The sequence below is a fragment of the Agrobacterium tumefaciens genome (assembly GCF_005221385.1).
Classification (GTDB): Bacteria; Pseudomonadota; Alphaproteobacteria; order Rhizobiales; family Rhizobiaceae; genus Agrobacterium; species Agrobacterium tomkonis.
The window spans coordinates 711,001-737,370 of sequence record NZ_CP039903.1 but is presented as its reverse complement, the minus strand read 5'-3'; the positions used below and the strand labels follow the sequence as shown (position 1 = coordinate 737,370).

The window sequence follows — 26,370 nt, the reverse complement described above, 5'->3', positions numbered from 1 at the left end:
ATATTCCACAAAAAGAAAGCGCGCCAACCTTGGGGTCGGCGCACAATGCTGCATCAATAGGGATCAGATTATGACGGGAAATATTGACAGACGGTAACCACCGCCTGCCAATGGCGTCATAAAGTCAGATCAATAGTCGTCATTTTTTTCCGGTGGCACAAGGCCTTCGATACCGGCCAGCAGTTCTTCTTCCGACATCTGGTCGAAAGTAACCGTTTCCGGCTGGTCGTCGTCTTCGCCATCGGCGCCAGTGGAGGCGGCAAGCGTGACCGGATCGGGCTCAGGCTCGTCCACTTCAACATGCTTCTGCAGCGAATGGATGAGGTCTTCCTTCAGGTCGTCAGGCGACAGGGTTTCATCGGCGATTTCGCGCAGCGCCACAACCGGGTTCTTGTCGTTGTCGCGGTCAACCGTGATGGAAGACCCTTGAGAAATCTGGCGCGCACGGTGGCTGGCGAGAAGCACCAGTTCGAAACGGTTGTCTACTTTATCAATGCAATCTTCAACTGTGACGCGGGCCATTGCCTGTCCTTTGCGTGTCGTAATGTCGTGGATCAGAGCGCCGTGCGATGTTCGGGGTGCACAAGGGATGCTCTAACCTATTGAATCTGCGCTTCGTGCCTTGCGAAAAACATTCAAGTTTTCTCGCGACGAAGCTTTCCAGCTTCCGATACAGCCATTGGCCGCGGAATTCAAGTTTTTCCTGTCTTTGGCGTCTTTTGGCACCTTATTGCCCATGTTTGGCGTCTGATGAACAAAATGTCTAGAAGAATTGTCTTGGAATACGGGTGAAGTTACCTTACTTAAAACGCTAACGGCGATGCGCGAAGCTCGTTGATACGACATGTTTTTTTGCGTTATCGACCGGATATAAAAGCCAGATAATGGCCTTTCCAAAAAAAGGAATGGGATGGAATGTTCGATCCACGGGAGAAAATTGCGCTCTTCATAGATGGAGCCAATCTTTATGCAGCATCGAAAAGCCTGGGATTCGATATCGACTACCGCAAGCTCCTTAAGGCGTTTCAGAAGCGTGGATACCTGCTGCGTGCCTATTATTACACCGCATTGATCGAGGATCAGGAATATTCCTCGATCCGCCCGCTGATCGACTGGCTGGATTATAACGGCTACAAGGTCGTGACGAAGCCGGCGAAGGAATTCACCGACGCGCTCGGCCGCCGCAAGATCAAGGGCAACATGGATATCGAACTTGCTGTCGATGCCATGGAACAGTCCGAGACGGTCGATCACCTCGTCCTGTTCTCCGGCGACGGCGATTTCACCACGCTGGTGGACGCGCTGCAGCGCAAGGGCCGCAAGGTGTCCGTGGTTTCCACCATGGCGACGCAGCCCGCAATGATTGCAGACGATCTGCGCCGGCAGGCCGATCACTTCATCGATCTGATGACGCTGAAGGCAGAGATCGGGCGCGACCCGAATGAGCGCCCTGCCCGGCATGTCGAAAGCCCTGAGACGATCTGATCCGGCTTTCGCGGCACTAACATCACAGAAGCGCGTCCGTCCGAAAGGCGGGCGCGTTTTTGTTTAGGCCACACCCCGCTCGACCGCGGAAAATTGCCGTTTAAATTAACAAACGTCAAATCCGGCCATGCGAAATTATATCTTGGTTAATTTTAGACGTGTCTAAATCACGCAACGGCACCACCGACGTAATTTGGGTGTCAAAGCAGGATGACTAGACATGCATGGCCAAGCGAAAACCAATCAACAACTCGATGAACGACTGAATTTTCTGGGGCTTGGGCACGAGCAGCGGCAAAATCTTTCGGACATGAAGGGTGTCATCACCGGTTCTCTCGACGCCTCTCTCGACCGGTTTTATGCGAAGGTTCGCTCGGTGCCGGAAACCGCGAAGTTCTTCTCCAGTGACGCGCATATTCACCATGCCAAGAGCATGCAGCTGAAACATTGGGCGAGGATCGCCTCCGGCACGTTCAACGTGGACTATACCGACGCCGTCACTGCCATTGGCCGCACCCATGCGAGGCTTGGCCTGGAGCCGCGCTGGTATATTGGCGGTTATGCGCTGATGCTTGATGGCATCGTCAAGGCGGTGATCGGTTCCGAATTGAAGGGCCTTTTCATGGAGAAGAAGGCCAGGAAGCTGAAGGATGGGCTGTCCGCAACCATCAAGGCCGCCCTTCTGGACATGGATTATTCGATCTCCGTCTATCTCGACGTGCTGGCCGCCGAGCGGCTGAAGGTGGAGGCTGAGCAGGCGCAGATGAAGAAGGAACAGGAGCACGTTCTCGAACTGCTCAACAATGCGCTGAACAAGCTGGCCAATGGCGACCTCACCTCCAGCATCACCGAAAAGACCGCGCCGCAATTTGAAGGGCTGATCGCCAATTTCAACGCTGCGGTCGGCAATCTCTCCGGCGCCTTTGGGCAGATCGTCGAAGAGGCCAACAAGATTTCCGGCAACACCCGCGAGTTGACCTCTGCGACTGACGACATGGCCCGCAGGACCGAACAGCAGGCCGCCGCCCTCGAGGAAACCGCCGCCGCCGTCGAGGAAATCACCACCATTTCCAAACTCTCGGCGCAGCGCTCCGAAGAGGCCAAGGCCATCGTCGAAAGCTCGGCCGTTGAGGCGGCGCGCTCCCGCGATGTGGTGACGGAGGCCGTCAAGGCGATGGGCGCCATCGAGGAATCGTCGCAGAAGATCACCCAGATCATCTCCGTCATCGACGAGATTTCGTTCCAGACCAATCTTCTGGCGCTGAATGCCGGCGTAGAAGCAGCACGCGCCGGTGAGGCCGGCAAGGGTTTTGCCGTCGTCGCCCAGGAAGTGCGGGAACTGGCGCAACGCTCGGCCACCGCCGCCAAGGAAATCAAGACGCTGATCTCCAAATCTTCCGAGGATGTGATGCAGGGTGTCTCGCTGGTCAACAAGACGGGCGAATCCCTGAATACGATCGGCAACAAGGTGGATCACATTCAGGAACATATCGCCTCGCTGACCAAGGCGGCGCAGGAACAGTCCGTCGGCATTCAGGAAATCAGCGCCGCGATCAACAGCATGGACAATCTGACCCAGAAGAATGCGGCCATGGTGGAAGAAACCAATGCGGCCACGCATAATCTGAGCGATGTCAGCGCCAATCTCGCAGCGCTTGTCAGCAGGTTCAGTGTCTCGGCTTCGAAGGCCTATGTAGAGCGGACTTATCGGGCTGCTTGAGAGGCGCCACGGGCAGCAGCACGCTCCCGTCATCCCGGCCTTGAGCCGGGATCCAGCCAGCCCAAGTCCTTGGGCTGAAAGGATCGTTTCCACGGCGCAGACGCGCCGTGGCTGGATGCCGGATCAAGTCCGGCATGACGGAAGAACAAGTGGCGAAAGGTCGCTACCCTCTAGGCCGCGAAATTTCCTGCCGCTCAGGCGTTGTTACCCTTCAGCAGCCGCGACTTCTGCCGGTTCCAGTCGCGTTCCTTTTCCGTCTCGCGCTTGTCGTGCAGCTTCTTGCCCTTGGCGAGCGCCAGTTCCAGCTTCGCGCGGCCCTTTTCGTTGAAATAGACCTTCAGCGGCACCAGCGTCATGCCATCGCGGTTGATGCCGGCCCGCAGGCGGCTGATCTCGCGTTTGCTCAAAAGCAGCTTGCGGCGGCGGCGCGGCTCGTGGTTGAACCGGTTGGCCTGCAGATATTCCGGCAGGTGGGAATTGATCAGCCAGATTTCATCACCCTCATCCGAAGCATAGGATTCGGCAATATTCGCCTTGCCTTCGCGCAGCGACTTGACCTCGGTGCCGGTCAGCACGAGGCCTGCCTCATAGGTGTCGATGATTTCGTAGTTGAAGCGAGCCTTGCGGTTTTCCGCAACGATCTTGTTCACCACGCGCTGGCTGCCTTTGGGGGCCATGATATTTCAATCCCTTGTTTTTCTTATTGCGCCGCAGCCTGCCGGCCGGAGCGGTTTTCGAGCCTCTATTTAGTATCGTCGTCGCAAAAAGAAAAGGCGCGCGGAACCGCTTCTGTCGCGAAGCGGGCCCATTGCGCGCCTTTAAGGCTTTCAGGCGTCTCTCAGTTCATCAGGCCGGCATGTTTCAACGCCGCGTCAATCGCCGCTTCGGTCGCCGGCTCCAGCGTGCTCATCAAAGGCGAGCGGACCCGGCGGTTGCCGCCACGTGTCTTCGACAGCGCATATTTCGTGCCGCAGACGCCGGGCTCCATGAAGATCGCCTTATGCAGCGGCATCAGGCGGTCCTGATACTCGAGAGCCTTGGCGTAATCACCCGCAAGCATTGCCGCCTGGAATTCCGAACAGAGGCGCGGCGCAACATTGGCAGTGACCGAGATGCAGCCGACACCGCCATGGGCGTTGAAGCCGAGCGCCGTACCATCTTCGCCCGAGAGCTGGATGAAATCCTTGCCGCAGGAAATGCGCTGTTCGGAAACGCGGTCGAGCTTGCCCGTCGCATCCTTGACGCCGACGATGTTCTTGTGCGCCTTGACGAGCGCACCCATGGTTTCCGGCGACATATCCACCACCGAGCGCGGCGGGATATTGTAGATGACGATCGGCAATTTCACCGCTTCGGCAACAGCCGAGAAATGGGCGAACAGGCCCTTCTGCGTCGGCTTGTTGTAATAGGGGGTGACCACCAGCAGTGCATCCGCGCCGGCTTCCTGCGCGTGCAGCGCAAGCTCTATCGCTTCATCGGTATTGTTGGAGCCTGCACCCGCAATGACCGGAACCCGTTTCGCCGCAACCTCGATGCACAGTTCAACGACCCGTTTGTGCTCATCGTGGGAAAGCGTCGGGGATTCCCCCGTCGTACCCACGGGCACAAGGCCCTTGCTGCCTTCGGCGATCTGCCATTCCACATGGGCGGCAAAGGCCTGTTCGTCCACGGCACCATTGTCCGTGAACGGAGTAATGAGGGCGGGAATTGATCCCTTGAACATGCAAAGCTCCTGGCGCCGAGCCGGTTCATGCTTCGGCCGCATTCGATGGTTAAAACCGGCACACATTAGTGCCAGCCCTTGGCGCCGACAAGCGCAAAGGCAGCCTATTTTGTCCGAAATTGTCGGAAGTGTGACAGTCCGGAAACGTCACACCACAGTTAAAAAATCGCGGCGGCGAAATTGCGGGCCGCTCGCGGGCCGGTGAATAAAAGTTGATGGGATTGCGCGGGGGGCGGTTAAGGTTTCATTAATCTCAATCTCCGTAGATTCAATGCAGGACACGGGAGCGGAATACGAGGCCAAGCCTTGAGCGATTTACGCAATCCTGCTGCAATAAAACGACAATACAAGAACGACAGTACAAGAAGGTCGATTGTTTCCGTCTGGCGATGAAGAACGGTATGAAAAAAACAGTTTGGGGATTGATGGCGGCGGGCCTCGCCGCAACCGTTTGGAACGCGCTGGCCGGGCCGCTGCCGGAAGGTGCGGTGCCGCTTCCCTATGTGAAGCCGAATGCGCCGACCGTTCCCGCCTTCATGCCCGCCTCGCCCGAGATCACCGGCGCCATACCGCGCCTCAACCGCCCCGATGATGCAAGCCAGCTGAAGGCCGGCCTCGACGCGCTTTCCAGCCGCGATGCGACGCGGGCGATTGCATTGCGCAACGCCATGCCGACCGGCAGCCTGGACCGACATATTCTCAGCTGGGCAATTGCCGTTTCCGGCCAGAAGGATGTGCCTTCGTCCGAAATTGCCGCCGCCCAGCGCGAGCTTGCCGGCTGGCCGGGTGCCGCCACCCTGCGGGCCAATTCTGAAAAAGCGCTTTATCGCGAAGATCCGCCAGTACCGCAGGTGCTTGCCGCCTTCGGCAGCAGCCGGCCGGAAACCGCCGAGGGCACCGTAGTGCTCGCCAAGGCACTCGCCTCCTCCGGCAAGGTCGTGGACTCCCAGCGCCTCATTCGCCAGCTCTGGGTCAGCGAAGGCATGGATAAGGACATGGAAGACCGGGTGCTTGCCGAGTTTCCCGCCTATCTGACGCCCGCCGATCACAAGGCGCGCATGGATTACCTGATGTATCGCAGCCGCATCGGCCAGGCGAAGCGTTTCGGCGATCTGGGCAAGGCGCAGTCGCTTTATAATGCCTGGGCCGCCGTTCTGCAGCGATCCGCCACCGCGGGTGCCCTGCTGGGCAAGGTTGACGCCAATTGGCGCGGCGATCCCGCTTTCCTCTTCGCGCGCATAGAAAACCTGCGCAACCAGCAAAAATATCCTGAAGCGGCCGCCCTTCTGCGCCAGGCCCCGAAAGAGGCATCCAAACTCGTCAATCCCGGCGAGTGGTGGAATGAGCGGCGTATCATCGCGCGTGGCCTTGCCGATCTCGGCGATTTTGCCGAAGCCTATCGCATCGTCGCCAATCATTCCGCCACCTCGGCCGTGGACATCGCCGATGCGGAGTTCCATGCCGGCTGGTATGCGCTGAGAGCGCTGCGCGATCCGGCGGCGGCTTCACGTCACTTCGACACGTTGTTGCAGACCTCGAACCGGCCGCTTTCCGCCTCGCGCGCCTATTATTGGCTCGGGCGGGCGGCGGAAGTGGGCGGACCGGGCAATGCCCGTGACTTCTTCACCAAGGCTGCCGCCCACCCCGGCACGTTTTATGGCCAGCTGGCCGCCGCACGAATCGGCACCACGACGCTGAACGTTACGTATCCCAGCCCAAGCAACGGTGACCGTGAACGCTTCGCCGGCCGTGAGGCCGTGCGCGCCATCGACCGGCTGGAGGCCGCCGGTTATGCTTGGCGCGCCGACAGTCTTTACCGCTCGCTGGCCGACCAGCTGGACAGCCCCGGCGAACTTGCCATTCTGGCCGCCAGGGCGGAAGGCAACGGCAATCATCAGGTTTCGCTGCAGATCGGCAAGACGGCCTTCAGCCGCGGCATCGATGCGGCAGCGCTCGCCTATCCGCTCGGCGTCATTCCCGCCAGCGCCAATATAGCCGGCTCCGGCAAGGCGCTTGCCTATGCCATCGCCCGGCAGGAGAGCGCCTTTAACCCGGCCGCGGTCTCCGCCGCCAATGCCCGTGGGCTGCTGCAATTGTTGCCGGGAACCGCCAAGGGCGTGGCCGGACGTCACGGCCTGCCCTATACGCAGGCGATGCTGACCAGCGACGCGGGTTACAACGCCACGCTCGGCGCTCACTATCTCGGCGAGCAGATCGACAGCTTCGGCGGTTCCTATATCCTCACCTTCATCGCTTATAATGCCGGTCCAAAACGCGTGCCGGAATGGATTGCCCGCTACGGAGATCCGCGCGGCAAGCCTATCGATGAGGTGGTGGACTGGATCGAGCGCATCCCCTTCCCCGAAACGCGCAATTATGTGCAGCGGGTGATGGAGAATTATCAGGTCTACAAGACCCGGCTTGGGCAACAGGCCGATATTGTCGATGACCTGCGCCATGGCCGTGCGGGGTAAGCCAGGCTCATCGGCAGATATCATTACAGAGCATTCGAGCACCGGCTGGCCCGGTGCTTTTTTATTTCCCGGATAAGAATGACCGGCGCTGCAATGTGAAGCATTCAAACAAAAAACCCCGGCATTTCTGCCGGGGTTTCCATCACTGACAATGTCAGATCAGATTAGAACGTGCGCTGAAGGCGGACGAAACCGGTGACTTCGTCGTCACGGCCATCTTCATCGTAGTAGTTCGCGGTGATCTTCGTAGCAAGACCTTCGGTGATCTTGTAGTCAACCGTCAGACCAGCAGTCCAGGCGTCACGGTCGCCAACGAAGTCGCCGTCAGCAGAGTTGACGTCAAGCTTGCCGAGGTATTCGAAGCCGGGGGTAAGCGTCAGGCGGTCGGTAGCCTTGATCGCGTATTCAACGGCAACGGCCCATTCAGACTTCGCATAGTAAGCGTTGTCACCAGAAGCCCAGATACCAGCAAGACCGAAGGTGCCCGGACCGATATCTGCAAACAGCATGCCGCGGATCGCAACATTTTCTGCGTCGAAGTCGTAGCTGGCGATCAGGTTAGCCGTAACAGCACCGAACTTGGCGCCGATCATGCCGCCGAGACCGACGTTGTTGTCTTCGCCGTACTGGAACTGACCGTACTGGCCTTCGAGTTCGTCAACCGAAATCGCAGCCTGGAAAGAACCTGCGTCGTAGGTGTACTTGATCGAGTTGAACAGGGTGTTGGTCGACAGAATGTCGGTTTCGCCATTCAGATCGTCATCCCACCAGCTGTAGAACTTACCGACCTTCAGGCCGCCGAGCTCGATGAAGGCCTGGTCAACGAAGACGCCAGAACCCTTGTCATTGCTGCCATTGCCGAATGCGCTGCCGCTGTCAGCGTTGCCGCGGAAGCCGATGAAGCCACGCAGAGCGCCGAGTTCGGTGTCGGTGCGGGTGTCAACTTCGAACTGAGCGCGCGTGAACGAATCCCAGTCAGACGTCTGAGACTTGTCACGGCCGAAGTCAGTCTGGAAACGGATGTAACCGCCGAACTTCAGGCAGGTTTCGGTGCCGGGGATGTAGAAGAAGCCGGTGCCGAAAGCGTCGCAGACGCGAACGTATTCCAGGGGCTCGGGCTCGGCAGCGACGATAGCGTCAGCGGCCTGTGCGCCGGATACTGCTGCGAGAGCTGCAGCGGAGCCGATCAGAAGGCTCTTGATGTTCATGGTTGACCTCCAGTCAAACGCTTAATCTTCTAAGCAGCGGGTGGGAAACACAAATCAATGCGTGCCGCTTATGAAGATGATTAGAGCCAAAACCGGGCGGGTGGGCAATCGTAATCATGACGAAAGGAAGACAGTAAGGTATCCTTAGTTTTTCATTGTTGCGAAATAGCTACAATTCTAATGGACGACGCCCCATTCATTAACAATTCGTTAAATTCGTATTTGTTTCATACACTTACGCGGCGCCGCCCAAGCCACTCGAAAGACAAAGCAGCCATTCATCAAGATACACGGCGTATCGGAAGCTTGGCGAATTGCCCAGATTTGGTCAGCGACACCGCAGAATCAGGCCTTTTAATGAACCAGATCGCGCCCTCACCCCGCGCCACTATCCTTTAGCCAGGCAAACAGTACAGGCCAACCAGCAGCCCTCCATGGGGCGACCTGATTCTTCGCCCCGCTCCTCCGCGCGCTCAAAACGAAAAAGCCCGGCTCGAGAGCCGGGCTTTCCATCACTGACAATGTCAGATCAGATTAGAACGAACGCTGAAGGCGAACGAAACCCTTAACCTGGTCGTCACGGTTGTCGATGTCAACGTAGTTAACAGCGATCTTCGTGGAGAGGCCCTGGGTGATTTTGTAGTCGAGCGTCAGACCAGCTGTCCAGCCGTCGTCGTTCGAGAAGTCGTCCCAGGAAACCAGGCCGTAGTTGCCGTAGTACTGGAAGCCGGGGGTGATCGTCAGCTTGTCGGTTGCCTTGATTGCGTATTCAGCAGCAACAGCCCACTCGGAGACGTTGTAGTAAGCGTTTGCGCCAGAAGCCCAAACACCGGCCAGACCGAGCGTACCCGGACCAACGTCAGCCGTTGCGATCAGGCGTACAGAGCCGTTTTCGCGATCGGTGTCGTAGCCGCCGATGAGCTGCAGCGAAGCTGCGCCGAGCTTGGCGCCAACGCCGAGAGCAACACCAACATTGTTGTCGGTTTCGTTAAGCGTGCCACCAAGGGTGTTTGCGACGCTAATGCCTTCAAGTTCGTCAACCGAAACGCCTGCCCAGAAGGAACCAGCGTCGTAGGTGTAACGAATGGAGTTGAACAGAGCGTTGGAAGACAGCTCGTCCGTTTCACCAGAGAGACCATCGTCCCACCAGCTGTAGAACTTACCGACCTTCAGGCCGCCGAGTTCGATGAAGGCCTGATCAACGAAAACCGAAGAACCTTTGTCGGTCGTGCCATTGCCGAAAGCGCTGCCGCTGTCAGCGTTGCCGCGGAAGCCGATGAAGCCACGCAGAGCGCCGAGTTCGGTGTCGGTGCGGGTGTCAACTTCGAACTGGGCGCGCGTGAACGAATCCCAGTCAGACCGACCGGACTTGTCGCGACCGAAGTCGGTCTGGAAACGAACGTAGCCCTGGAACTTCAGGCAGGTTTCGGTGCCGGGGATGTAGAAGAAGCCGGTGCCGAAAGCGTCGCAAACGCGAACGTATTCCAGGGGCTCGGGCTCAGCAGCGACGATAGCGTCAGCGGCCTGTGCGCCGGATACTGCTGCGAGAGCCGCAGCGGAGCCGATCAGAAGGCTCTTGATGTTCATGGTTGACCTCCAGTCAAAGTTTTTAAAAGGGTCTGGGTTCTTTCGCTGAAGGACAGCATTCCCTGCCCCATTCCCGTGTTCTTAGAAGCCAAACGATCCACCGCCTCGCTTCTGGTCGTGAAAATACAAAAGGTTTCGCCGCTTGCAATCGCCAACATCCGATAAATAGCATTTACGTATATGCTTCATTTCGGTTTGTTGCGGAAACAACACACAGCGCCATGCCAGCCAATCGAAGCTTTTACGATGCGTTAAGAATTTCCTTGAAAATCCGTTAGTTAGATCGGTTAACAAGGTGTTTCTAAACTATCGGCCTTTTTGGCGTCGCGTTGCCCTGTCGGGCGGAGATGTGGGAAATTTTTGCTTCGACCTATGCCGTGCCGCGGCACTCCACGGAAGCGCATGTCGGGAAACAGCGGAAAAACCGTTTCGGTCTGGACTGATTCACCGGGCAACGATTCGACGGGCCGGGTATAGCGGCGATCTGGCAAACTGATTTGCCTTCGGCGAATGCTGCATGTCGTGGACATGACAGCCGTACAAACGCCCTTGCCTCCCGGTCGCCCTGTCGCATCCGCCATGAGGCGTTACGCCGCCGCGATCCGGATGAACCGGCGCAAAAGGCAGGCCGGCCTTCCGGCGCTCATTATTGCTTGGATGGCAGTGCCTTAAATGCCGTCCACAACCACATCGAGTGAATGTCGATCGATGCGCTCTTGAAGCGCGACCACGACGGCCTGCAGGAACTCGCGGCGCCGGGGCGCGGCAGCTGTTGCCAGCGTCATCGTCAGTCGCCCACAAATCCTGCTCATGAACCCCACATGGTCAAAGCTGTCAGCGGAGATGTTGACCTCGACCTCCTCCATGTAATGCGACAGGTGCGGCCCCAATTCAAGATTCGCGTCCATCTGGTAGCGGGCGGCCATCTGCTCTGCAAGCGTGCCCATCTGCACGTGCGGGCCGTATTCGTCGATCATCAAATCTCCTTCGTGTGCGTGAGAAACTTAGATAGGTGCTCTTTGTCAAAGAACGAGATGTATCCAGGATCATGCGCGCAAAAGAGCCGATCGAATTTCTGAAATAAGCGTGATCGCATGGGCGGCCTGCCCTCGCCGATAGTGCAGTGCCTGCGAGGCTGCAATGAAGCGTGCGCGATTCGATGATGTAAGCGACGGCCCCGGGGACGCGATTTTTTTCCCAATCACCACCGCCGCATGCAGTTCACGCCTGCCGGCAGGGTTTGCAACCATTCAGGCCGCGAGATGGGGATGAAAACGGAAAAACAAATCAGCAGCCCGATTTGCCCGATAATATCAAAGTCCTGGCTGAGTTTGATGGCGGAGAGGATGGGATTCGAACCCACGATACGCTTTTGACGTATACTCCCTTAGCAGGGGAGCGCCTTCGACCACTCGGCCACCTCTCCGGTGCGGCCTGATTATTGCGTAAAAAAAATGAATGCAAGGCTTTTTCGCCAAGAAGCCGAAAAACCTGTTGGCCGGGCGCCAGTCCGTGAAACTTTGCGGGGTGTGCGGGAACTTCTTCAAAGCCGGCACGTTCTCCGCTTCGGTAACAAAAGAGGTGTTCTAATGGCTCAGACCAAACTGAATGTTGTCGAAGACACGATCGAAAATCAGATTGCCGAGTTGCGCTCGCAAATCGCATCCCTCTCCAAATCCGTTTCCGCCCGCGCGGAAGGCGTGAGCGAGGATGCGTCCGAATTTCTGGATGAAGCGCGTGGCCGGGTTCGCAAGGCGGCGCATAATGTGCGCGCCCAGGGCCAGAATGTGGTGGAAGCGGTCAAGGAAAATCCCGGCACCGCCACGTCGCTGCTGACGATCGTCGGCGCACTCGGTTTTGCGATCGGTTATGCGGTTGGCGCCGGCACCCAGCAGAGCTCGTCGAACAGCGGCCTTTATCGCTGGCGCTGATCGCCGCATGTATTAAAGTCGGGGCAAGGCGGGACGTTTCCGCCTTGCCTTTTTTGCATTGATTTCATGACAACAGGAATGGGGGGCCAGAAATGCTATTCAGCGACGACCTTGAAGAGGCATTGTCGGATTTTGCGAGAGACCACGGCGTGGACCGGGATGAGGCCGTTCAGCGCATCGTCCGCGCCGCCCTCATCAACAGCGGCTACCTTGCCTCCGGCGAAGAGGGCATCCCGCCGGAAAAGCTGAATGCCAGCAACGACGACTGAGACTTAATAACCCGATCTGGATGGCGCCGGCGCTGCCCCGCCCTTGTAGCGGCCGGACAGGTTGCGCAGGGCGTTGGCAAATTCCGTGACATCGGCGCCGACGGCGACGAAGGAAGCCCCGAGTTCGAGGTAACGGCGATTATAGGTTTCGTTGAAGGTCAGAATGCCGGCGGCCTTGCCCGCCGCGACGATCTTGACGATGGCCGCCTCGATCACCGCCTGCACCTCCGGCTCGTCGATCCTGCCGAGATAGCCCATATCGGCGGCGAGATCCGCCGGGCCGATGAAGATGCCGTCCACACCTTCCACCGCAAGAATATTGTCGAGATCGTTGATCGCCGCCCGCGTTTCGGCCTGTACCAGCAGGCAAACGCTGTCCGAAGCGCTGTCGGCATAATCGGTGATCGTGTTGAAGGCAGAGGCACGGGCCACGGCGGCCCCCATGCCGCGAATGCCGCGCGGCGGATAATGCATGGCGCTGACCAGATCTCTGGCCTGATCAGCCGAATCGACCATCGGGACAAGAAGCGTGCGTGCACCTGCATCCAGCAGCTGCTTGATCATCCAGCTTTCGCCGACCGGCACGCGCACCACCGGCTCGGCCGGTGACGTGGCAAGCGCGCGCAGCTGGTCGATGATGCTACGCAGATCGTTCGGCCCGTGCTCACCATCGATCACCAGCCAGTCGAAGCCCGCCGTGCCGGCGATTTCCGCGGCAATGGCCTCGCCCATGTCTAGCCAGAGGCCGATCTGCGGCTTGCCGGCGTGGATGGCGGTTTTGAAACGGTTTTCGGGAGCGGGCATGATGTCCTCAGGAGAGCAGCAATTTCAGATCGGCGGAGGTATCCGCCAGGATGGCGCGATCCGGCTCCGCGCCGGTATCGAGCAGTTTCTTGCCAGCGACATAGGCCTTGGCATCATTGACGGCATCGACCGCCACGAAATGCCCGTCGCGGAAATACCAGACGGACCAGCTGCCCTCACGGGCGCCGGGTCTCAGCACCGTCTCGTCGTAACCGAGATTGAAGCCGGCGATCTGCAGCTTTACCTCATATTGATCCGACCAGAACCAGGGTTTCGCGTCATAGGCGGTTTCGGTGCCTGCCAGCACGGCAGCGGCGGCCTCGGCCTGATCGACGGCATTCTGTACCGATTCGAGACGCACATGCTGGCCGCGCCATGGCAATAACGCGCAGTCGCCCACCGCATGAATGTCCCTGTCCGAACTGCGGGTATAACCGTCCACCACGATGCCATTGCCGACATCAAGGCCCGATTCGCGGGCAAGGCGGTCATTCGGCGTCACGCCGATGCCGACAATCACAAAATCCACATCAAGTGTCGAACCGTCGGAGAGTTCGGCGGCGGCCACCCGGCCATCCATGCCGACAAGGCGCACGAGGCCGGTCTTTTCGCGGATGGAAACGCCATGGGCCTGATGGATGCCACGCATGATATCGGCGGTTTCCTTCGCCGCAACGCGCTGCAGAATGCGGTCGGCCATTTCGATCAGCGTCACTTCAAGGCCGAGCTTGCGGGCAACGGCGGCCGCTTCAAGGCCGATATAACCGCCGCCGATCACCAGCAGCCTGCGGCCCGGTTTCATCTCTTCCATGAGACGGTCGGCGTCGCGCTTGTCGCGAACGGTCAAGACCCCTTCCAGGTCGCCGCCGATGCTGGCGGGCAGCGGGCGGGGCGCGGCCCCGGTCGCCAGCACCAGCTTGTCATAGGCAAGCGTGCTGCCATCCTGCATGCGAACCGTTTTGGCCTTACGGTCGATATCTTCCGCCCAGGTGGACAGCCGGATATCGACATTATTTTCCGCGTACCACTCCTCCGGGCGGAACATCAGCCGGTCAAAACTCATCTCGCCGAGAAGGTATTTTTTGGAGAGCGGCGGCCGCTGGTAGGGATAGACATCTTCAGAGCCGATGATGGTGATGGGACGCTCATCCTTTAGCGCCCGGAGCTTTGCCGCCAGCGCGAAAGCGGCCTGCCCCGCCCCGACGATTACCAGCCTTCCCGTCACGTTCCACTCCCAGACACGAATCGCGATCGGCCAACCCTGCCATGATCGCGAAGCCATATTGCCGGATCAGGCGTAACGCCAAGTACGGCCCGCGTCAACAGCGCAGCCACGCCAGCCCGGTGCAAGCATGACACATTATCAGCACAGGCTGCGACACGCCTGCAACCGGACCGAGCCAAGCGCATTCTATCAAGGGAAACATCGGCTTGCGAAACGAAGATTGGCCCATGTCGAGACGGACAACAGACAATTGCGCGGATTTCCTTCATGACCTGGCAAGGAAGCCGCGTTAAAATCAGCATCAGGAGAGGCAATCCGGGAGGTTGTCATGGCTTTGCATATGGATCCCCGTCAGAACGTCCCGCAGGACGAGAAGTACGAGAAATTTCAGATCGACCGGCCCGGCAAGATCACCTTCATCGGGCATCATCTCAGCGCCAAGGACACCATGCGCTGCCTGGTGCGCACCATTTCCCTTTATGGCGCGGAAATCGAAGTCGGTCCGCATCTGGAAATGCCCGCCAATTTCTATCTGGAAATCCTCGGCATCCGCGATGAGATTGGCTGCACGCTGATCCGCCGCGAAGAGGAAAAGGTCACCATCGGTTTCAACATGCTGATCGATGCCGAATTCCTGCACCATGTGCGCCGGCTGAGTTTCGAGACCAGCGCCTGAGCCGGCACGGCGGCGGAAAAAACTGTTCCAAAACAGTCACTGGATAACCCGGCGCGGCTTGCGTCCGGTTTTTTTGCACCTATTGTGAGCCGGGTTTTCAAACACAGCTACCGGAACTTTCAGCCAATGTCCGCTTTCTCACGCCTTACGCCGCTTGCCGTCTCGCTCCCTTCAACCGTTCCTTTCGTTGGCCCGGAAGCCATCGAACGGAACCGCGGCCTGAAGGTGGAAGCGCGGATCGGCGCCAATGAAAGCGGCTTTGGCCCCGCCCCTTCAGTGCTTCTGGCCCTGCGTGACGCTGCGGCAGACACCTGGATGTATAGCGACCCGGAAAATTTCGAATTGAAGGAAGCGCTTGCCATCCATCACGGCGTTGCACGCGGCAATATCGCCATCGGCAGCGGCGTGGACGGATTGCTGGGTGAGATCGCCCGGCTGATTATCGAGCCCGACACGCCTGTTGTCACCTCGTTTGGCGGTTATCCCACCTTCAATTACCATGTGAACGGTTTTGGCGGGAAACTCGTGACCACACCCTATGTGGACGATCACGAAGACCTTGATGGCCTTCTCGATCTCGTCATTCGGGAAAATGCGCCGCTCGTCTATTTCGCCAATCCTGACAATCCGATGGGAAGCTGGTGGGAGGCGAGCGAGGTCGTTGCCTTTGCGCGCGCGCTGCCGGAAACCTGCCTGCTCATTCTGGACGAGGCCTATTGCGAAACCGCGCCCGCCAGTGCCGTGCCGGCCATCGATGCGCTGATCGGCCAGCCGAACATTCTGCGCATGCGCACCTTCTCAAAGGCCTATGGGCTCGCCGGCGCACGTGTCGGTTATGCCATTGGCACGCTCGGCAATGTCGAAGCCTTCGACAAGATCCGCAACCATTTCGGCATGGCGCGCATGTCTGTCGCCGGTGCTTTGGCGGCGCTGAAGGATCAGGCCTATCTGCATGAAGTCGTTGGTAAAATTTCCGACGCCCGTGAGCGTGTTTCCGCGATCGCCCGAAATAACGGCCTTTCGCCCCTGCCCTCGGCCACCAATTTCGTCACCATCGATTGCCACCGCGACGGGGCTTACGCCCGGGCCATCGTCGATGGGCTGATGGAACATGGCGTCTTCATCCGCATGCCGGGTGTGGCCCCGCTCAACCGCTGCATTCGCGTGAGCGTGGGGCCGAATGACAAGCTCGATCTTTTCGAGCAGGCATTGCCGAAGGTCCTCAAGGCGATCGGGTAAGCTCCCAACCCACCCTCATTCCTGTGCTCGTCACAGGAATCCAGTCAGCCCAAGTCCTTGGGCTGGAGGGACTCTTTTCGCCGCGCAGACGCGCGTCGGCTGGATTCCTGTGACAAGCACAGGAATGAGGGTTGGAAAGTGCCGCGCGTTGCACGCATCGATTCAACATCCTCCCGCAAGCCCCTGCCCGCGAATCGTTTTCCGGCGAAGAGACATCGCCAAACATAAGAAAACCGCGCCGGCCTTGTTCCTGCCGGTCGCGGTTTGATGTGTCAGCGCAAAAGCTTTTTTTAAAGCCCTCGCCGCGTTCCCCTTCGGGTTTACTTTCGTTTGCACCGGTCATCGGGACTGGAGGGAACCGGACCGGAAATCTCACTGATAGTCTGGATGGATCAGTGCATCGTCATCCAGTCACGGGCAGCACGCAGCGCTTCGGCCAGTTCCGCCTTGGTCATGTTCCGGGCAAGATCTGCGCGCAAAGAAGCGGCTCTTTCCGATCCGCGGATGGCGGCGATGTTGAGCCATTTGTGGGCCGCGACCAGATCCACCGTGCAGCCCCGGCCGGTCGCATAGACCAGGCCGAGATTGCAAAGGGTGTCGGCGCGGGTTTCGCCACCGGCAACTGCCATTTCGATATCGCGAATTTCAAAGCGTGCCATCGTTTTAATCCCTGTCTTCTGCCTGTTTCATCAATTGCCTTCTTGCCGAGGCTAACCTTCAGAACCGCCGTCTTATGCGGCTTTTTTGTTCTTTGGGCCGGCAGGTTTTCCCTGCGCTTTTGATGAGTTCACTATGCCTCAAGCCTTTCAACGGGCGCTTAAAAGGCATGATTAATGGGCCGCAAACAAACTGCAAACGATTGGTAAAATTGGGTTTTTGTTAAATATCATGAGGTGCGGAAATTAAGGACTTTCAGGCGATTTTTACGAAAAGTTTACATCTGGATTTAAACCCTTCGTTCACCACGATAAAAACATCGATTTTCAAATTCGCCCGTTTCAACTCCCTCGACCGTCGCAAATGCCTCTCCATGGCGGCAAATTTCTGTTTCCTTTTACGTTAACGTAAAATAGTATTCGCCTGCCTGTTATGAGGATGAAACAGGTAGAGGATAGCATGGCCAAAAGGGTGATCGCGTCGCAGGACGTCACACCATCGGCAATGCGGAACAGGGTTTAATGCGCATCCATTTCTTCGTGACCAATCCGGCTCAGAAGGGGTCTGCGCAAATTTCGGGAGGAGTTTTTATGAAGCGCGTAATGATGATTGCCGCTGCCCTCATGATGGGCAGCAACCTTGCTTTTGCCGCAGAAACCATTGAGGGCAACTGGAAGACGGCAAGCGGCGAAACCGCGGTGATCGGCCCCTGCGGCGCAGCCTTTTGTGTGACGCTGAAGACCGGCAAACATGCCGGAAAACAGATCGGCAAGCTTTCCGGCAAGGGAAACAACTACTCCGGCGACATCACCGACCCAGCCAACGACAAGACCTATAGCGGCTCCGGCACCGTTTCCGGCAATTCGCTGAACATGAAGGGCTGCGTGCTGAAGATCTTGTGCAAATCGCAGACCTGGACACGGTTGTAACAGCAGGACGGCGGGCGGGCCTTCGGCTCCCCGCCAGCCAACCCGGCGCGGCATCAGGAAACCTGCCTGTGTAACCGCGAATGGATGTCGCGTGGAACACCTGTGCCCGTTGATGTATCGTGGCCACCCAGCGCACCCCAACGAGAGCCACGCATGCCCCTCCCCCTTTTGACGATCCTGATTGCCGGCACCTCGCATGTGGGCAAAAGTACCCTTGCCGGTCTGTTGAGTGAAAAGCTCGGCTGCGAAGCGATATCGACCGATAGCCTCGCCCGCCACCCCGGCCGGCCTTGGCCGGGCATACCGGCACCGGTGGAGGACTATTACACGCAGCTTTCAGCGGAAACGATCCACTGGTTTCTGAAAGTGCATCACCAGAACATCTGGCCGCTGATCCGCTCGCTGATCGACAACACATCCGGCACCGGCAATCCTGCAATTTTCGAGGGCGCGGCCCTGCGCCCGGAATTTATCTCGCCCCTGCTCGGCGGCACTGTCGCCGGGGTGTTTCTGCATGCCGGGAATGACTTTCTTCTCGAGCGGATGCGTTCTCACGCCCAATACGACGATGCAACGGCCAGCCAGCGGCAGATCATGGACGCCTTCATCGAGCGCTCGCTGCGGGAGAATACCGAGATGCTGGCGTCGGCGCAGCAACATCACCTGCCGGTTGTCGACGTCACGAAACCGCAGGCACTCGAAACCCTCGTGGCCGATCTTGCCGCGCGCGCGGCCACCTCTTCTTCGTGATCAAAAGACGGGAGATCGAGGTCTCCAGCGAGACCATTGCGGCATCAATCTGTCCTGTCACCACCCGTTAACATCCCTGAACACCATATGAACCGGGGTCTCAGGGTCCGTTCAGTCCGAGTATGGCAAAACTCTGTCCATCAACTCCAATAAAGGGGAATGGACATGGCAAAGTTGATCAGCCGGTTGGCAATCTTCGCGTTTCTCATGGCGATCTTCGCCATGTCCTTCGCTTCGCTCGTCGTTAATCCCAACCGCAGTTTTCAGCGGGTGAATGCCGGCGCGGCAATTGCCTGCCAGCACAGCCCGGCGCCCGGCGCCAATTGCCCCGTCGTACTTTGAGGACCGGCCGATGACAAACAGCTTCTCCAACGGCCTGTTTTCCGCTCTGCGGCTGGTGCTGATGGCCTCGATCTTTCTCGGCCCGGTGGCGGGACTTGCGGTTTACAAGGCAGATCCTCGCCCGGCATCCAAGGGCGCCGGTTTCGTGCTCTTGATGAGCCTGCAGCGCGGCACGCTCGGCTGATATCTCGCACACCCTTTATCGATCCGGCCGCATTTTCCGTTTCTTTTCAGTTTCTTCGTATTTCTGTCGCTTGCCTGTCGAAATTGCCCCCTTATAATGGGCCATGACAATAGCAAAACGAACGATTCCGCCCTTCACCTTCATCAGCCCCGAGCCTTTCGCACCGCAGTCCTTTACGGACCCGAAAGAAGCAGTCGAGGCTTTGACCGCGCTTTACGAACGCAATACGGCGTTCCTGATCAACTCCTTCACCGACCTTGCCAAGGGCGCGCCGATTGCCGGCCGTTACCGCGCCTGCTATCCGCAGGTCAGCCTTGAGACTGCAACCTTCGGTCATGTCGACTCGCGCCTCTCCTATGGTCACGTCACCGCGCCCGGCGTCTACACGACGACGATCACCCGGCCAGAGCTTTTCCGCCATTATCTCAAGGAACAGCTGGGGCTTCTGATGAAGAACCACGGCGTTCCCGTCACGGTGTCGGAATCGGCCACGCCCATTCCGTTGCATTTCGCTTTTGGCGAAGGCGCTTATGTCGAGGCGGCTGCCGCTTCCTCGCTGTCCGACGTGCCGCTGCGCGATCTGTTCGATACGCCCGATCTCAACAATACCGACGACCTCATCGCCAATGGCGAATATGACCAGGTGCCGGGCGAACCCGCACCGCTTGCGCCGTTTACCGCGCAGCGCATCGATTATTCGCTGGCGCGCCTCAGCCACTATACGGCGACCAGCGCCAGCCATTTCCAGAACTTCGTGCTGTTCACCAACTACCAGTTCTATATCGACGAATTCGCCGCATGGGCGCGCCAGATGATGAAGAATGGCGGCGAGGGTTACACCGCCTTCGTGGAGCCGGGCAACATCATCACCCCCGCCGGCTCCGACAGGCCGGAAACGGACGCCGTGCTTGGCCGCCTGCCACAGATGCCCGCCTATCACCTGAAGAAAAAGGGCCACGCGGGCATTACGCTGGTCAATATCGGCGTCGGCCCTTCCAACGCCAAGACGATCACCGACCATATCGCCGTGCTGCGCCCGCACGCCTGGCTGATGGTCGGTCATTGCGCCGGCCTGCGTAACAGCCAGCGGCTGGGCGATTATGTTCTGGCGCATGCCTATGTGCGTGAGGACCACGTTCTCGATGACGACCTGCCGGTCTGGGTGCCAATCCCGGCTCTCGCCGAAGTGCAGCTGGCGCTGGAAGGCGCGGTGGCGGAAGTCACCGGATACGAGGGCTTCGAGCTGAAGCGCATCATGCGCACCGGCACCGTCGCCACCATAGACAACCGCAACTGGGAGCTTCGCGACCAGGCCGGTCCGGTCAAGCGCCTGTCGCAATCCCGCGCCATAGCACTCGACATGGAATCGGCCACCATCGCCGCCAACGGCTTCCGTTTCCGCGTGCCCTACGGCACGTTGCTCTGTGTCTCCGACAAGCCGCTGCATGGCGAATTGAAGCTGCCGGGCATGGCGACGGAATTCTATCGCACCCAGGTCGCCCAGCATCTGCAAATCGGCATCCGCGCCGTGCAGAAGCTCGCCGCCATGCCGACGGAAACGCTGCATTCGCGCAAGCTTAGAAGCTTTTACGAGACGGCGTTCCAGTAAGATTGCGCATCTTCGCCCTCAAGGTGCTGATGTTGGTTTCTTCATCTTGAGGCATCGCAATGCGAGTAACGATCGATCTGGATGACGCACTGATCGCAGAGATTATGGAAATTACCGGGCTGTCCGATGCTCAAGAGGCGGTTGAAAAGGCCCTGAGAGAATTTGTCCGGATACACCAGCAGAGACCCGCGCTCGATGAACTGCGGGGCATTGGCTGGCAAGGCGATCTAGATGAAATCCGCGATCGCTCGAGCACCGATGAAGCCTAGCGGATGAAGGCATACGAGAGCCGTCATCCTGCAATGTGACACACCGCTGCCCGGTTTAAATCTTGAGACAGGCTGCGTTGTAATGAAGTTGATCGCGAAGTGTGTGCGTCTTCTTGGCGTTACCCCTGGAACGAGCCCAATGCTGTTCGGTTTGAATTTTCGAGCACCATCTATGACATTGATTTTTAATGCTGTTCAGACGTATTCCATCGTTGGGGCACGAATGAAATATTGGGGCCATCCGATGAATGGCATATCCCGCCAAGCACTCTGACGTCATCCTCGGGCCTGTCCAGAGGATCTGCGACGTCCCGATTTTGTTGGCGTGCTTAGATCCTTGGGACAAGCCCAAGGATGACGCCTTAGCTTTTAGCGCGCTTCATCATTCCATATGGTGACGCCGCGTTTCGTCCATATCCGGCGCGTGGCGTCACGTCCGAAACGCAACTAGAATCACAATTACACGTGTCTTCCGGCACGCTACCGCACGGCGGCGAGCAAGCGCGAGAATGATGGCGAGCGTGAAGGAAGCCTCTTAACAGCTCGCCAGGAACGGCTGCCCGCATCTCCTAAACAGTCTTCACCGTCCCCTCCACGCGGATGGGAAAATTTACCGACCGGGCGATAAAGCACTTCTCGTGTGCATCATGGTGCAGCTCATCCGCTCTGGCCGGATCGCCTTTCGAGATGGTGATGACCGGTTTCAGCACCACTTCGCTGAATTGCCCGGCACCGTCCTTTTCCATCACCAGCGTGCCTTCGGCATTGTCGACATAGTCTTCAACGATGATGCCGTTGACCGAGCAGAAATGCAGGTACCAGAGCTTGTGGCAGGCCGAGAGCGAGGCGACCAGCATGTCTTCCGGGTTCCAGCGGGAGGGATCGCCACGGAAGGCCGGGTCGGAGGAACCGGCAATGTCCGCTTTTCCCGCCGCGGAAATCGTGTAGTCGCGTTCATAATCGCGGTAGCCGGATGTGCCCTTGCCGCGATTGCCGGTCCATTTCACCTGCACGGCGTAATGATGTTCCTGTCCTGCCATTGTCATTTCTCCCTTGGAATCTTTTTTCGCATTTCCTGACGGAAAACCGGTGTTCATTTTTCCTAGAAATGCTCGCGCGTATCGCGCAGGTGATCGAGCCCCTTGCGCAACGTCTCGATGATTTGGTCAACTTCCGACCGGCTGATCGTCAGCGCCGGCGAGGCCAGCATTCGGTCGCCAGTCGCGCGCATCACAAGCCCGTTTACCAGGCAATGGTTGCGCACTTCGGTTCCGATGTCGTCCGGTTTGGCGAAACGTCTGCGGGTCGCCTTGTCGGCGGTTATCTGCAGGCCGCCCATCAGGCCGACATTCACCGCCTCACCCACCAGTTCGTGGTCATCGAGGCTTTTCCAGCCTTGCGAAAAATAGGGGCCGATATCGTCGCGCACCCGCTCCACCAAACCCTCATTTTCGATGATGCGAAGGTTTTCAAGCGCTGCGGCAGCGCAGACGGGATGGCCGGAATAGGTGAAGCCGTGGTTGAAGTCACCGACCTCAGACAACATCACCTCCGCCACACGATCTGAGACGATGACGCCGCCGATCGGCAGATAACCGGATGACAGGCCCTTGGCGACAGGCGCAAAATCCGGCTCGACGCCAAAATGCTGATAGCCGAACCAGGAGCCAAGCCGGCCGAAACCGCAAATCACCTCATCCGAGACCAGAAGGATATTACGCGCCTTGCAGATGCGGGCGATTTCCGGCCAGTAGGTCTCCGGCGGCACGATGACGCCGCCTGCCCCCTGAATGGGTTCAGCCACGAAAGCGGCGACATTCTCTTCGCCAAGCTCGTCGATCTTCGCTTCCAGTTCGCGGGCGACTTTCAGGCCGAATTCCGCGGGTGAGAGATCGCCACCCTCGGCATACCAATAGGGCTGGCCGATATGGGCCACGCCCTCAATCGGCAGGTTCCCCTGCTCATGCATCCATTTCATGCCGCCGAGTGAAGCGCCTGCCACCGTCGAGCCGTGATAGCCGTTGCGCCTTGCGATCACCCTGGTCTTCGCCGGATGGCCGAGCGCCTTCCAGTAAACACGCGCCATGCGGAACCAGGTGTCGGTCGCTTCCGAACCGGAATTGGTGAAGAACACATGGTTCATCTTCGGCCCGGCACGAGAGGCGATCTTCTGCGCCAGAAGCGTGGCCGGCGGCGTGGTTGTACCGAAAAAGGCGTTGTAATAGGGCAACTCGTTCATCTGGCGCTGAACGACATCGGCGATCTCGCGGCGTCCATAACCAATATTCACGCACCAGAGGCCGGCAAAGGCGTCGAGATATTTCCTGCCGGTGCTGTCATAGATGAAAACCCCTTCGGCCCGTTCGATGATGCGGGTGCCGGCGGCATTCAGCTTGCCCATGTCGGAAAAGGGATGAAGGTGATGGGCGGCATCGATGGCGGCGAGGTTCGACATCGGCTTGGAGACTTCATTCATGACAGATCGCACTCCCATAAAGGCAGCGGCGCTCACGCCACCGCGCGCACCGAACATGGCCGGGCGGCTTTGATTTGGCAAGGCTGGTGATTTTCAGGGGGTATTGGGTGAGCGGAGGCTGGCTGTTTCTTCTCCCCGAGGGGGAGAAGGTGGCCCGAAGGGTCGGATGAGGGGGCGACGGCAGTGATAGATCGAGAGCTCGCCCCCTCATCCCGCTGCCGCGGACTTCTCCCCGGCGGGGAGAAGAAACAAGCGGCGCGCTCCCAATCCAAACGCACTCCGTTCGCGCTATGCGAAAAACGCCCGGCCCACCAGCACCTTCAATTCGCCGGCGTGAACCTCCAGCGCCACGTCCCGTTCCATCGGCAGCAATTCGCCGTCGATGACGCAGCGCACATCATGGCGCTTCTTCGGGAAATGCAGTTCAACATCCGTCACGGTCATGGCCGTTACGGCGGCGTTTTCCTTCAACTTGCCACGCAGAATGTCGAAAACGAGCTTTGCGACACCAGAGGGAGGCAGCGGATCGGTGAGGTAAAAACCGAGATGGCCGCCGGAGACATTATCCGCCACCAGCAGCGAGTTCTGGCCGAATTCATTGTTGGAGACGGAAATGGCGGAGACCTTGCGGTGCTGGGTTTCACCATTGACGGTATACTCCACCTCGAAGACGGGCGGATTGAGGATGACGCTGATGGCGGCGCGGATGCTTGCCTTGATCTTGCCGAGACGGGAGGCGAAAGCGAGATTGTTGCGATAGCGCACCATGCGTGAATGCAGACCGGCGGAAAACTGGTGAACGAAAAGCCGGCCATTGGCGCTGGCTATATCCACACTGGCAATCTCGCCATTCGCCAGTGTTTCCAGCGCCAGGCGGATGTCGAGCGGCAGTTTCAGCGAGCGGGCAAACAGGTTCATGGTGCCGGCCGGCACGATGCCAAGTGCTATGCCCTGTTTCCAGGCAATGCCGGCGGCGGCCGAAATGGTGCCATCGCCACCACCGGCAATGATGCCTTCAATATCAGGCTCATCGGCAGCGCGCTCCATTTCCTCGACGATGTCCTTTCCGGACACCAGGCGGCAATCGATCTGGTGCCCGGCCCGGGAAAAGACTTGGCGGGCGTGGTCGCAATAGGCATCCATATCAGTGGTGCGAAAGGTGCCGCCGTCACGATTGAAAATTGCAATGAGCTTCATGTCCAACCCGGTCCCGTAACGTTCGCAGCCGCGCGTAAATGCCTGGCTTCATCTAGAGTTCCGAACACCATCGCGTGAAGATGCTCTTTTACCGAGAATCGCTCTACCGCAACGCATCATTTCATGTTAGGGATCACTTAAGGTCATTTTCATGACCGCGCATCTCCAGTCAGGGCAGACCGCTCCCATACGGTCTTGCCCTTTTTTCTGTGGGGTCCTCCCCCTTCTCAGGTCATCATGAGCCAGTCTAAAATTTCCGAAGCCCATCCCGCAGCGGAGAATGAAACCGTTTACACGGGGGCTCCGGCCGTGGCGCTCTCACCGCTTGCCATCGCGCTGATCGAATTGGCGCTGGCCGCCGGCGGCTTCGGCATCGGCACCGGCGAATTCGCCATCATGGGCCTGTTGCCTGACGTCGCCACGACCTATGGCGTGACGGTGCCACAGGCGGGTTATGTGATCACGGCCTATGCGCTCGGCGTCGTCATCGGTGCGCCGATCATCGCCATCCTTGCCGCGCGCATGACGCGGCGCGCTTTGCTCCTCGGCCTGATGGGGCTTTTTGCAGCCGGCAATATCTTAAGCGCCATCGCACCTGACTTCCTGAGCTTTACCGTGCTGCGCTTCATCACCGGCCTGCCGCATGGGGCCTATTTCGGCGTTGCGGCGCTGGTGGCGGCCTCCATGGCGCCGATCCATAAACGCGCCCGCGCCGTCGGCCGCGTCATGCTCGGCCTCACCATCGCCACGCTGCTCGGCACGCCGCTTGCCACCTTCTTCGGCCAGCTGCTGTCCTGGCGCGCCGCCTTCATGCTGGTTGGCGGCATAGCGCTCCTGACCGTTGCCCTGCTGTGGCTGTTCCAGCCGCGTGACCGGGTGGAGGAAGGCGCAAGCGTCTGGCGCGAACTCGGCGCTTTCCGCCGCGTGCAGGTGTGGCTGACGCTTGCCATCGCGTCCGTCGGTTTCGGTGGCATGTTCTCGGTCTTCAGCTATATCGCCAAGACCACTACCGATGTGGCGATGATGCCGGTTTCCACCGTCTCCATGGTGCTGGCGCTGTTCGGCATCGGCATGAATGTCGGCAATGTGGTCGGTTCGCGGCTGGCCGATATCTCGCTCAACGGCACGATTGGCGGCATGCTCGCCTTCAACGTGCTGGTCATGGTCGTGTTCGGCATGACCGCGCATGATCCGTTCATGCTGTGCCTCTGCGTCTTCCTGATCGGCTGCGGTTTTGCCGCCTGTCCGGCGGTACAGACGCGGCTGATGGATGTGGCGCAGGATGCGCAGACGCTGGCCGCCGCCTCCAACCACTCCGCCTTCAACATCGCCAATGCGCTCGGCGCCTGGCTCGGCGGACTGGTCATCGCCATGGGCTACGGCTATGCCTCGACAGGTTATGTCGGCGCGGTTCTGTCCCTTCTCGGTCTTGGGGTTTTCCTTGTTTCCGTCACCGTCGAGCGGCGCGAAAAGGCAGCCTGAGCCGGCCATATCGCAGCTTACGGAAATTTCACAATCGGCCGCTTGACTCTTTTCGGTTTCAGGCGCAACACGACCTTACGCGCATGTCTTGTGGCACGGCGCGGATTTCAACGGAGCATCATTAGATGTCTAGC

Annotated in this window: 26 protein-coding genes and 1 tRNA gene; 14 read left to right on the top strand and 13 right to left on the bottom strand. The window is 58.9% G+C overall.

Annotation, left to right across the window (positions count from 1 at the left end):
• Positions 1 to 129: 129 nt before the first annotated feature.
• Entirely contained in the window at positions 130 to 522 is a 393-nt protein-coding gene (gene rpoZ, locus CFBP6623_RS03715) for a DNA-directed RNA polymerase subunit omega (RefSeq protein ID WP_046798752.1), read from the bottom strand.
• 393 nt (positions 523 to 915) lie between these two features.
• Between rpoZ and CFBP6623_RS03710 the strand changes: the two genes are divergently transcribed.
• Complete coding sequence (locus CFBP6623_RS03710; protein WP_035218078.1) at positions 916 to 1,485, top strand: NYN domain-containing protein; 570 nt, start codon at positions 916 to 918, stop codon at positions 1,483 to 1,485.
• Positions 1,486 to 1,705: 220 nt separating this feature from the next.
• A complete protein-coding gene (locus CFBP6623_RS03705; RefSeq protein ID WP_046798751.1) occupies positions 1,706 to 3,205 on the top strand; it encodes a methyl-accepting chemotaxis protein in 1,500 nt (499 codons plus the stop codon).
• Positions 3,206 to 3,399: 194 nt separating this feature from the next.
• On the opposite strand, the gene smpB is transcribed toward CFBP6623_RS03705, so the two are convergent.
• The gene (gene smpB / locus CFBP6623_RS03700; protein ID WP_046798750.1) at positions 3,400 to 3,882 is read right to left on the bottom strand and encodes an SsrA-binding protein SmpB; all 483 of its coding nucleotides are present in this window, start codon (positions 3,880 to 3,882) and stop codon (positions 3,400 to 3,402) included.
• 161 nt (positions 3,883 to 4,043) lie between these two features.
• Positions 4,044 to 4,928, bottom strand: coding sequence for a 4-hydroxy-tetrahydrodipicolinate synthase (dapA, locus tag CFBP6623_RS03695; protein ID WP_046798749.1), 885 nt, complete (start codon positions 4,926 to 4,928; stop codon positions 4,044 to 4,046).
• 401 nt (positions 4,929 to 5,329) lie between these two features.
• Here dapA and CFBP6623_RS03690 point away from each other — a divergent pair, with 401 nt between their 5' ends.
• Positions 5,330 to 7,402, top strand: coding sequence for a lytic transglycosylase domain-containing protein (locus CFBP6623_RS03690; protein WP_046798748.1), 2,073 nt, complete (start codon positions 5,330 to 5,332; stop codon positions 7,400 to 7,402).
• Positions 7,403 to 7,566: 164 nt separating this feature from the next.
• Here the strand turns inward: CFBP6623_RS03690 and CFBP6623_RS03685 are convergent, their stop codons facing one another.
• The 4 genes from CFBP6623_RS03685 to CFBP6623_RS03665 form a co-directional block, all read right to left on the bottom strand.
• On the bottom strand, positions 7,567 to 8,610 hold the full coding sequence (locus CFBP6623_RS03685; RefSeq protein WP_080842187.1) for a porin: 1,044 nt from the start codon (positions 8,608 to 8,610) through the stop codon (positions 7,567 to 7,569).
• A gap of 534 nt (positions 8,611 to 9,144) precedes the next feature.
• Positions 9,145 to 10,197, bottom strand: coding sequence for a porin (locus CFBP6623_RS03680; protein ID WP_080842188.1), 1,053 nt, complete (start codon positions 10,195 to 10,197; stop codon positions 9,145 to 9,147).
• Positions 10,198 to 10,865: 668 nt separating this feature from the next.
• On the bottom strand, positions 10,866 to 11,174 hold the full coding sequence (locus CFBP6623_RS03670) for a hypothetical protein (protein WP_080842189.1): 309 nt from the start codon (positions 11,172 to 11,174) through the stop codon (positions 10,866 to 10,868).
• Positions 11,175 to 11,532: 358 nt separating this feature from the next.
• Positions 11,533 to 11,623 (bottom strand) — tRNA-Ser (locus tag CFBP6623_RS03665).
• A 163-nt stretch (positions 11,624 to 11,786) separates the two neighbouring features.
• On the opposite strand from CFBP6623_RS03665, the gene CFBP6623_RS03660 reads away from it, so the two are divergent.
• Together CFBP6623_RS03660 and CFBP6623_RS26680 are read left to right on the top strand one after the other, a co-directional pair.
• Positions 11,787 to 12,128, top strand: coding sequence for a hypothetical protein (locus CFBP6623_RS03660; RefSeq protein WP_080842190.1), 342 nt, complete (start codon positions 11,787 to 11,789; stop codon positions 12,126 to 12,128).
• Positions 12,129 to 12,220: 92 nt separating this feature from the next.
• A complete protein-coding gene (locus CFBP6623_RS26680) occupies positions 12,221 to 12,397 on the top strand; it encodes a hypothetical protein (RefSeq protein WP_162854460.1) in 177 nt (58 codons plus the stop codon).
• A 3-nt stretch (positions 12,398 to 12,400) separates the two neighbouring features.
• Here CFBP6623_RS26680 and CFBP6623_RS03655 read toward each other — a convergent pair whose 3' ends face one another.
• Together CFBP6623_RS03655 and CFBP6623_RS03650 are read right to left on the bottom strand one after the other, a co-directional pair.
• Positions 12,401 to 13,201: an aldolase/citrate lyase family protein gene (locus CFBP6623_RS03655; RefSeq protein WP_080842191.1), complete on the bottom strand. Its 801-nt coding sequence runs from the start codon at positions 13,199 to 13,201 to the stop codon at positions 12,401 to 12,403.
• A gap of 7 nt (positions 13,202 to 13,208) precedes the next feature.
• Positions 13,209 to 14,426: an NAD(P)/FAD-dependent oxidoreductase gene (locus tag CFBP6623_RS03650; protein ID WP_080842683.1), complete on the bottom strand. Its 1,218-nt coding sequence runs from the start codon at positions 14,424 to 14,426 to the stop codon at positions 13,209 to 13,211.
• A gap of 328 nt (positions 14,427 to 14,754) precedes the next feature.
• Between CFBP6623_RS03650 and CFBP6623_RS03645 the strand changes: the two genes are divergently transcribed.
• Together CFBP6623_RS03645 and CFBP6623_RS03640 are read left to right on the top strand one after the other, a co-directional pair.
• The gene (locus CFBP6623_RS03645) at positions 14,755 to 15,102 is read left to right on the top strand and encodes a hypothetical protein (RefSeq protein ID WP_046798708.1); all 348 of its coding nucleotides are present in this window, start codon (positions 14,755 to 14,757) and stop codon (positions 15,100 to 15,102) included.
• A gap of 126 nt (positions 15,103 to 15,228) precedes the next feature.
• Positions 15,229 to 16,341, top strand: coding sequence for a pyridoxal phosphate-dependent aminotransferase (locus CFBP6623_RS03640; RefSeq protein ID WP_062653689.1), 1,113 nt, complete (start codon positions 15,229 to 15,231; stop codon positions 16,339 to 16,341).
• Positions 16,342 to 16,733: 392 nt separating this feature from the next.
• Here CFBP6623_RS03640 and CFBP6623_RS03635 read toward each other — a convergent pair whose 3' ends face one another.
• Complete coding sequence (locus CFBP6623_RS03635) at positions 16,734 to 17,000, bottom strand: sel1 repeat family protein (RefSeq protein WP_046798706.1); 267 nt, start codon at positions 16,998 to 17,000, stop codon at positions 16,734 to 16,736.
• Positions 17,001 to 17,588: 588 nt separating this feature from the next.
• On the opposite strand from CFBP6623_RS03635, the gene CFBP6623_RS03630 reads away from it, so the two are divergent.
• From CFBP6623_RS03630 to CFBP6623_RS03610, 6 genes are all read left to right on the top strand, one after another.
• A complete protein-coding gene (locus tag CFBP6623_RS03630) occupies positions 17,589 to 17,927 on the top strand; it encodes a DUF2147 domain-containing protein (RefSeq protein WP_046798955.1) in 339 nt (112 codons plus the stop codon).
• A gap of 153 nt (positions 17,928 to 18,080) precedes the next feature.
• Positions 18,081 to 18,677, top strand: a complete 597-nt coding sequence (locus tag CFBP6623_RS03625; protein ID WP_046798705.1) for an AAA family ATPase — start codon at positions 18,081 to 18,083, stop codon at positions 18,675 to 18,677.
• A 159-nt stretch (positions 18,678 to 18,836) separates the two neighbouring features.
• Positions 18,837 to 19,019, top strand: a complete 183-nt coding sequence (locus CFBP6623_RS26675; protein WP_046798704.1) for a hypothetical protein — start codon at positions 18,837 to 18,839, stop codon at positions 19,017 to 19,019.
• Between the two features lie 10 nt (positions 19,020 to 19,029).
• On the top strand, positions 19,030 to 19,203 hold the full coding sequence (locus tag CFBP6623_RS26670) for a hypothetical protein (protein ID WP_167379157.1): 174 nt from the start codon (positions 19,030 to 19,032) through the stop codon (positions 19,201 to 19,203).
• Between the two features lie 103 nt (positions 19,204 to 19,306).
• Complete coding sequence (gene amn / locus CFBP6623_RS03615; protein WP_046798703.1) at positions 19,307 to 20,812, top strand: AMP nucleosidase; 1,506 nt, start codon at positions 19,307 to 19,309, stop codon at positions 20,810 to 20,812.
• Between the two features lie 59 nt (positions 20,813 to 20,871).
• Positions 20,872 to 21,081 carry a type II toxin-antitoxin system VapB family antitoxin gene (locus CFBP6623_RS03610; RefSeq protein WP_046798702.1) on the top strand — a complete coding sequence of 70 codons (210 nt, stop codon included), beginning with the start codon at positions 20,872 to 20,874 and terminating at the stop codon, positions 21,079 to 21,081.
• Between the two features lie 569 nt (positions 21,082 to 21,650).
• Here CFBP6623_RS03610 and CFBP6623_RS03605 read toward each other — a convergent pair.
• The 3 genes from CFBP6623_RS03605 to CFBP6623_RS03595 form a co-directional block, all read right to left on the bottom strand.
• The gene (locus CFBP6623_RS03605; RefSeq protein ID WP_046798954.1) at positions 21,651 to 22,121 is read right to left on the bottom strand and encodes an OsmC family protein; all 471 of its coding nucleotides are present in this window, start codon (positions 22,119 to 22,121) and stop codon (positions 21,651 to 21,653) included.
• 62 nt (positions 22,122 to 22,183) lie between these two features.
• On the bottom strand, positions 22,184 to 23,557 hold the full coding sequence (locus CFBP6623_RS03600) for an aspartate aminotransferase family protein (RefSeq protein ID WP_046798953.1): 1,374 nt from the start codon (positions 23,555 to 23,557) through the stop codon (positions 22,184 to 22,186).
• Positions 23,558 to 23,845: 288 nt separating this feature from the next.
• On the bottom strand, positions 23,846 to 24,754 hold the full coding sequence (locus CFBP6623_RS03595; protein ID WP_046798701.1) for a diacylglycerol/lipid kinase family protein: 909 nt from the start codon (positions 24,752 to 24,754) through the stop codon (positions 23,846 to 23,848).
• Positions 24,755 to 24,991: 237 nt separating this feature from the next.
• On the opposite strand from CFBP6623_RS03595, the gene CFBP6623_RS03590 reads away from it, so the two are divergent.
• Positions 24,992 to 26,236 carry an MFS transporter gene (locus CFBP6623_RS03590; protein WP_046798700.1) on the top strand — a complete coding sequence of 415 codons (1,245 nt, stop codon included), beginning with the start codon at positions 24,992 to 24,994 and terminating at the stop codon, positions 26,234 to 26,236.
• The last annotated feature ends 134 nt before the right edge of the window (positions 26,237 to 26,370 follow it).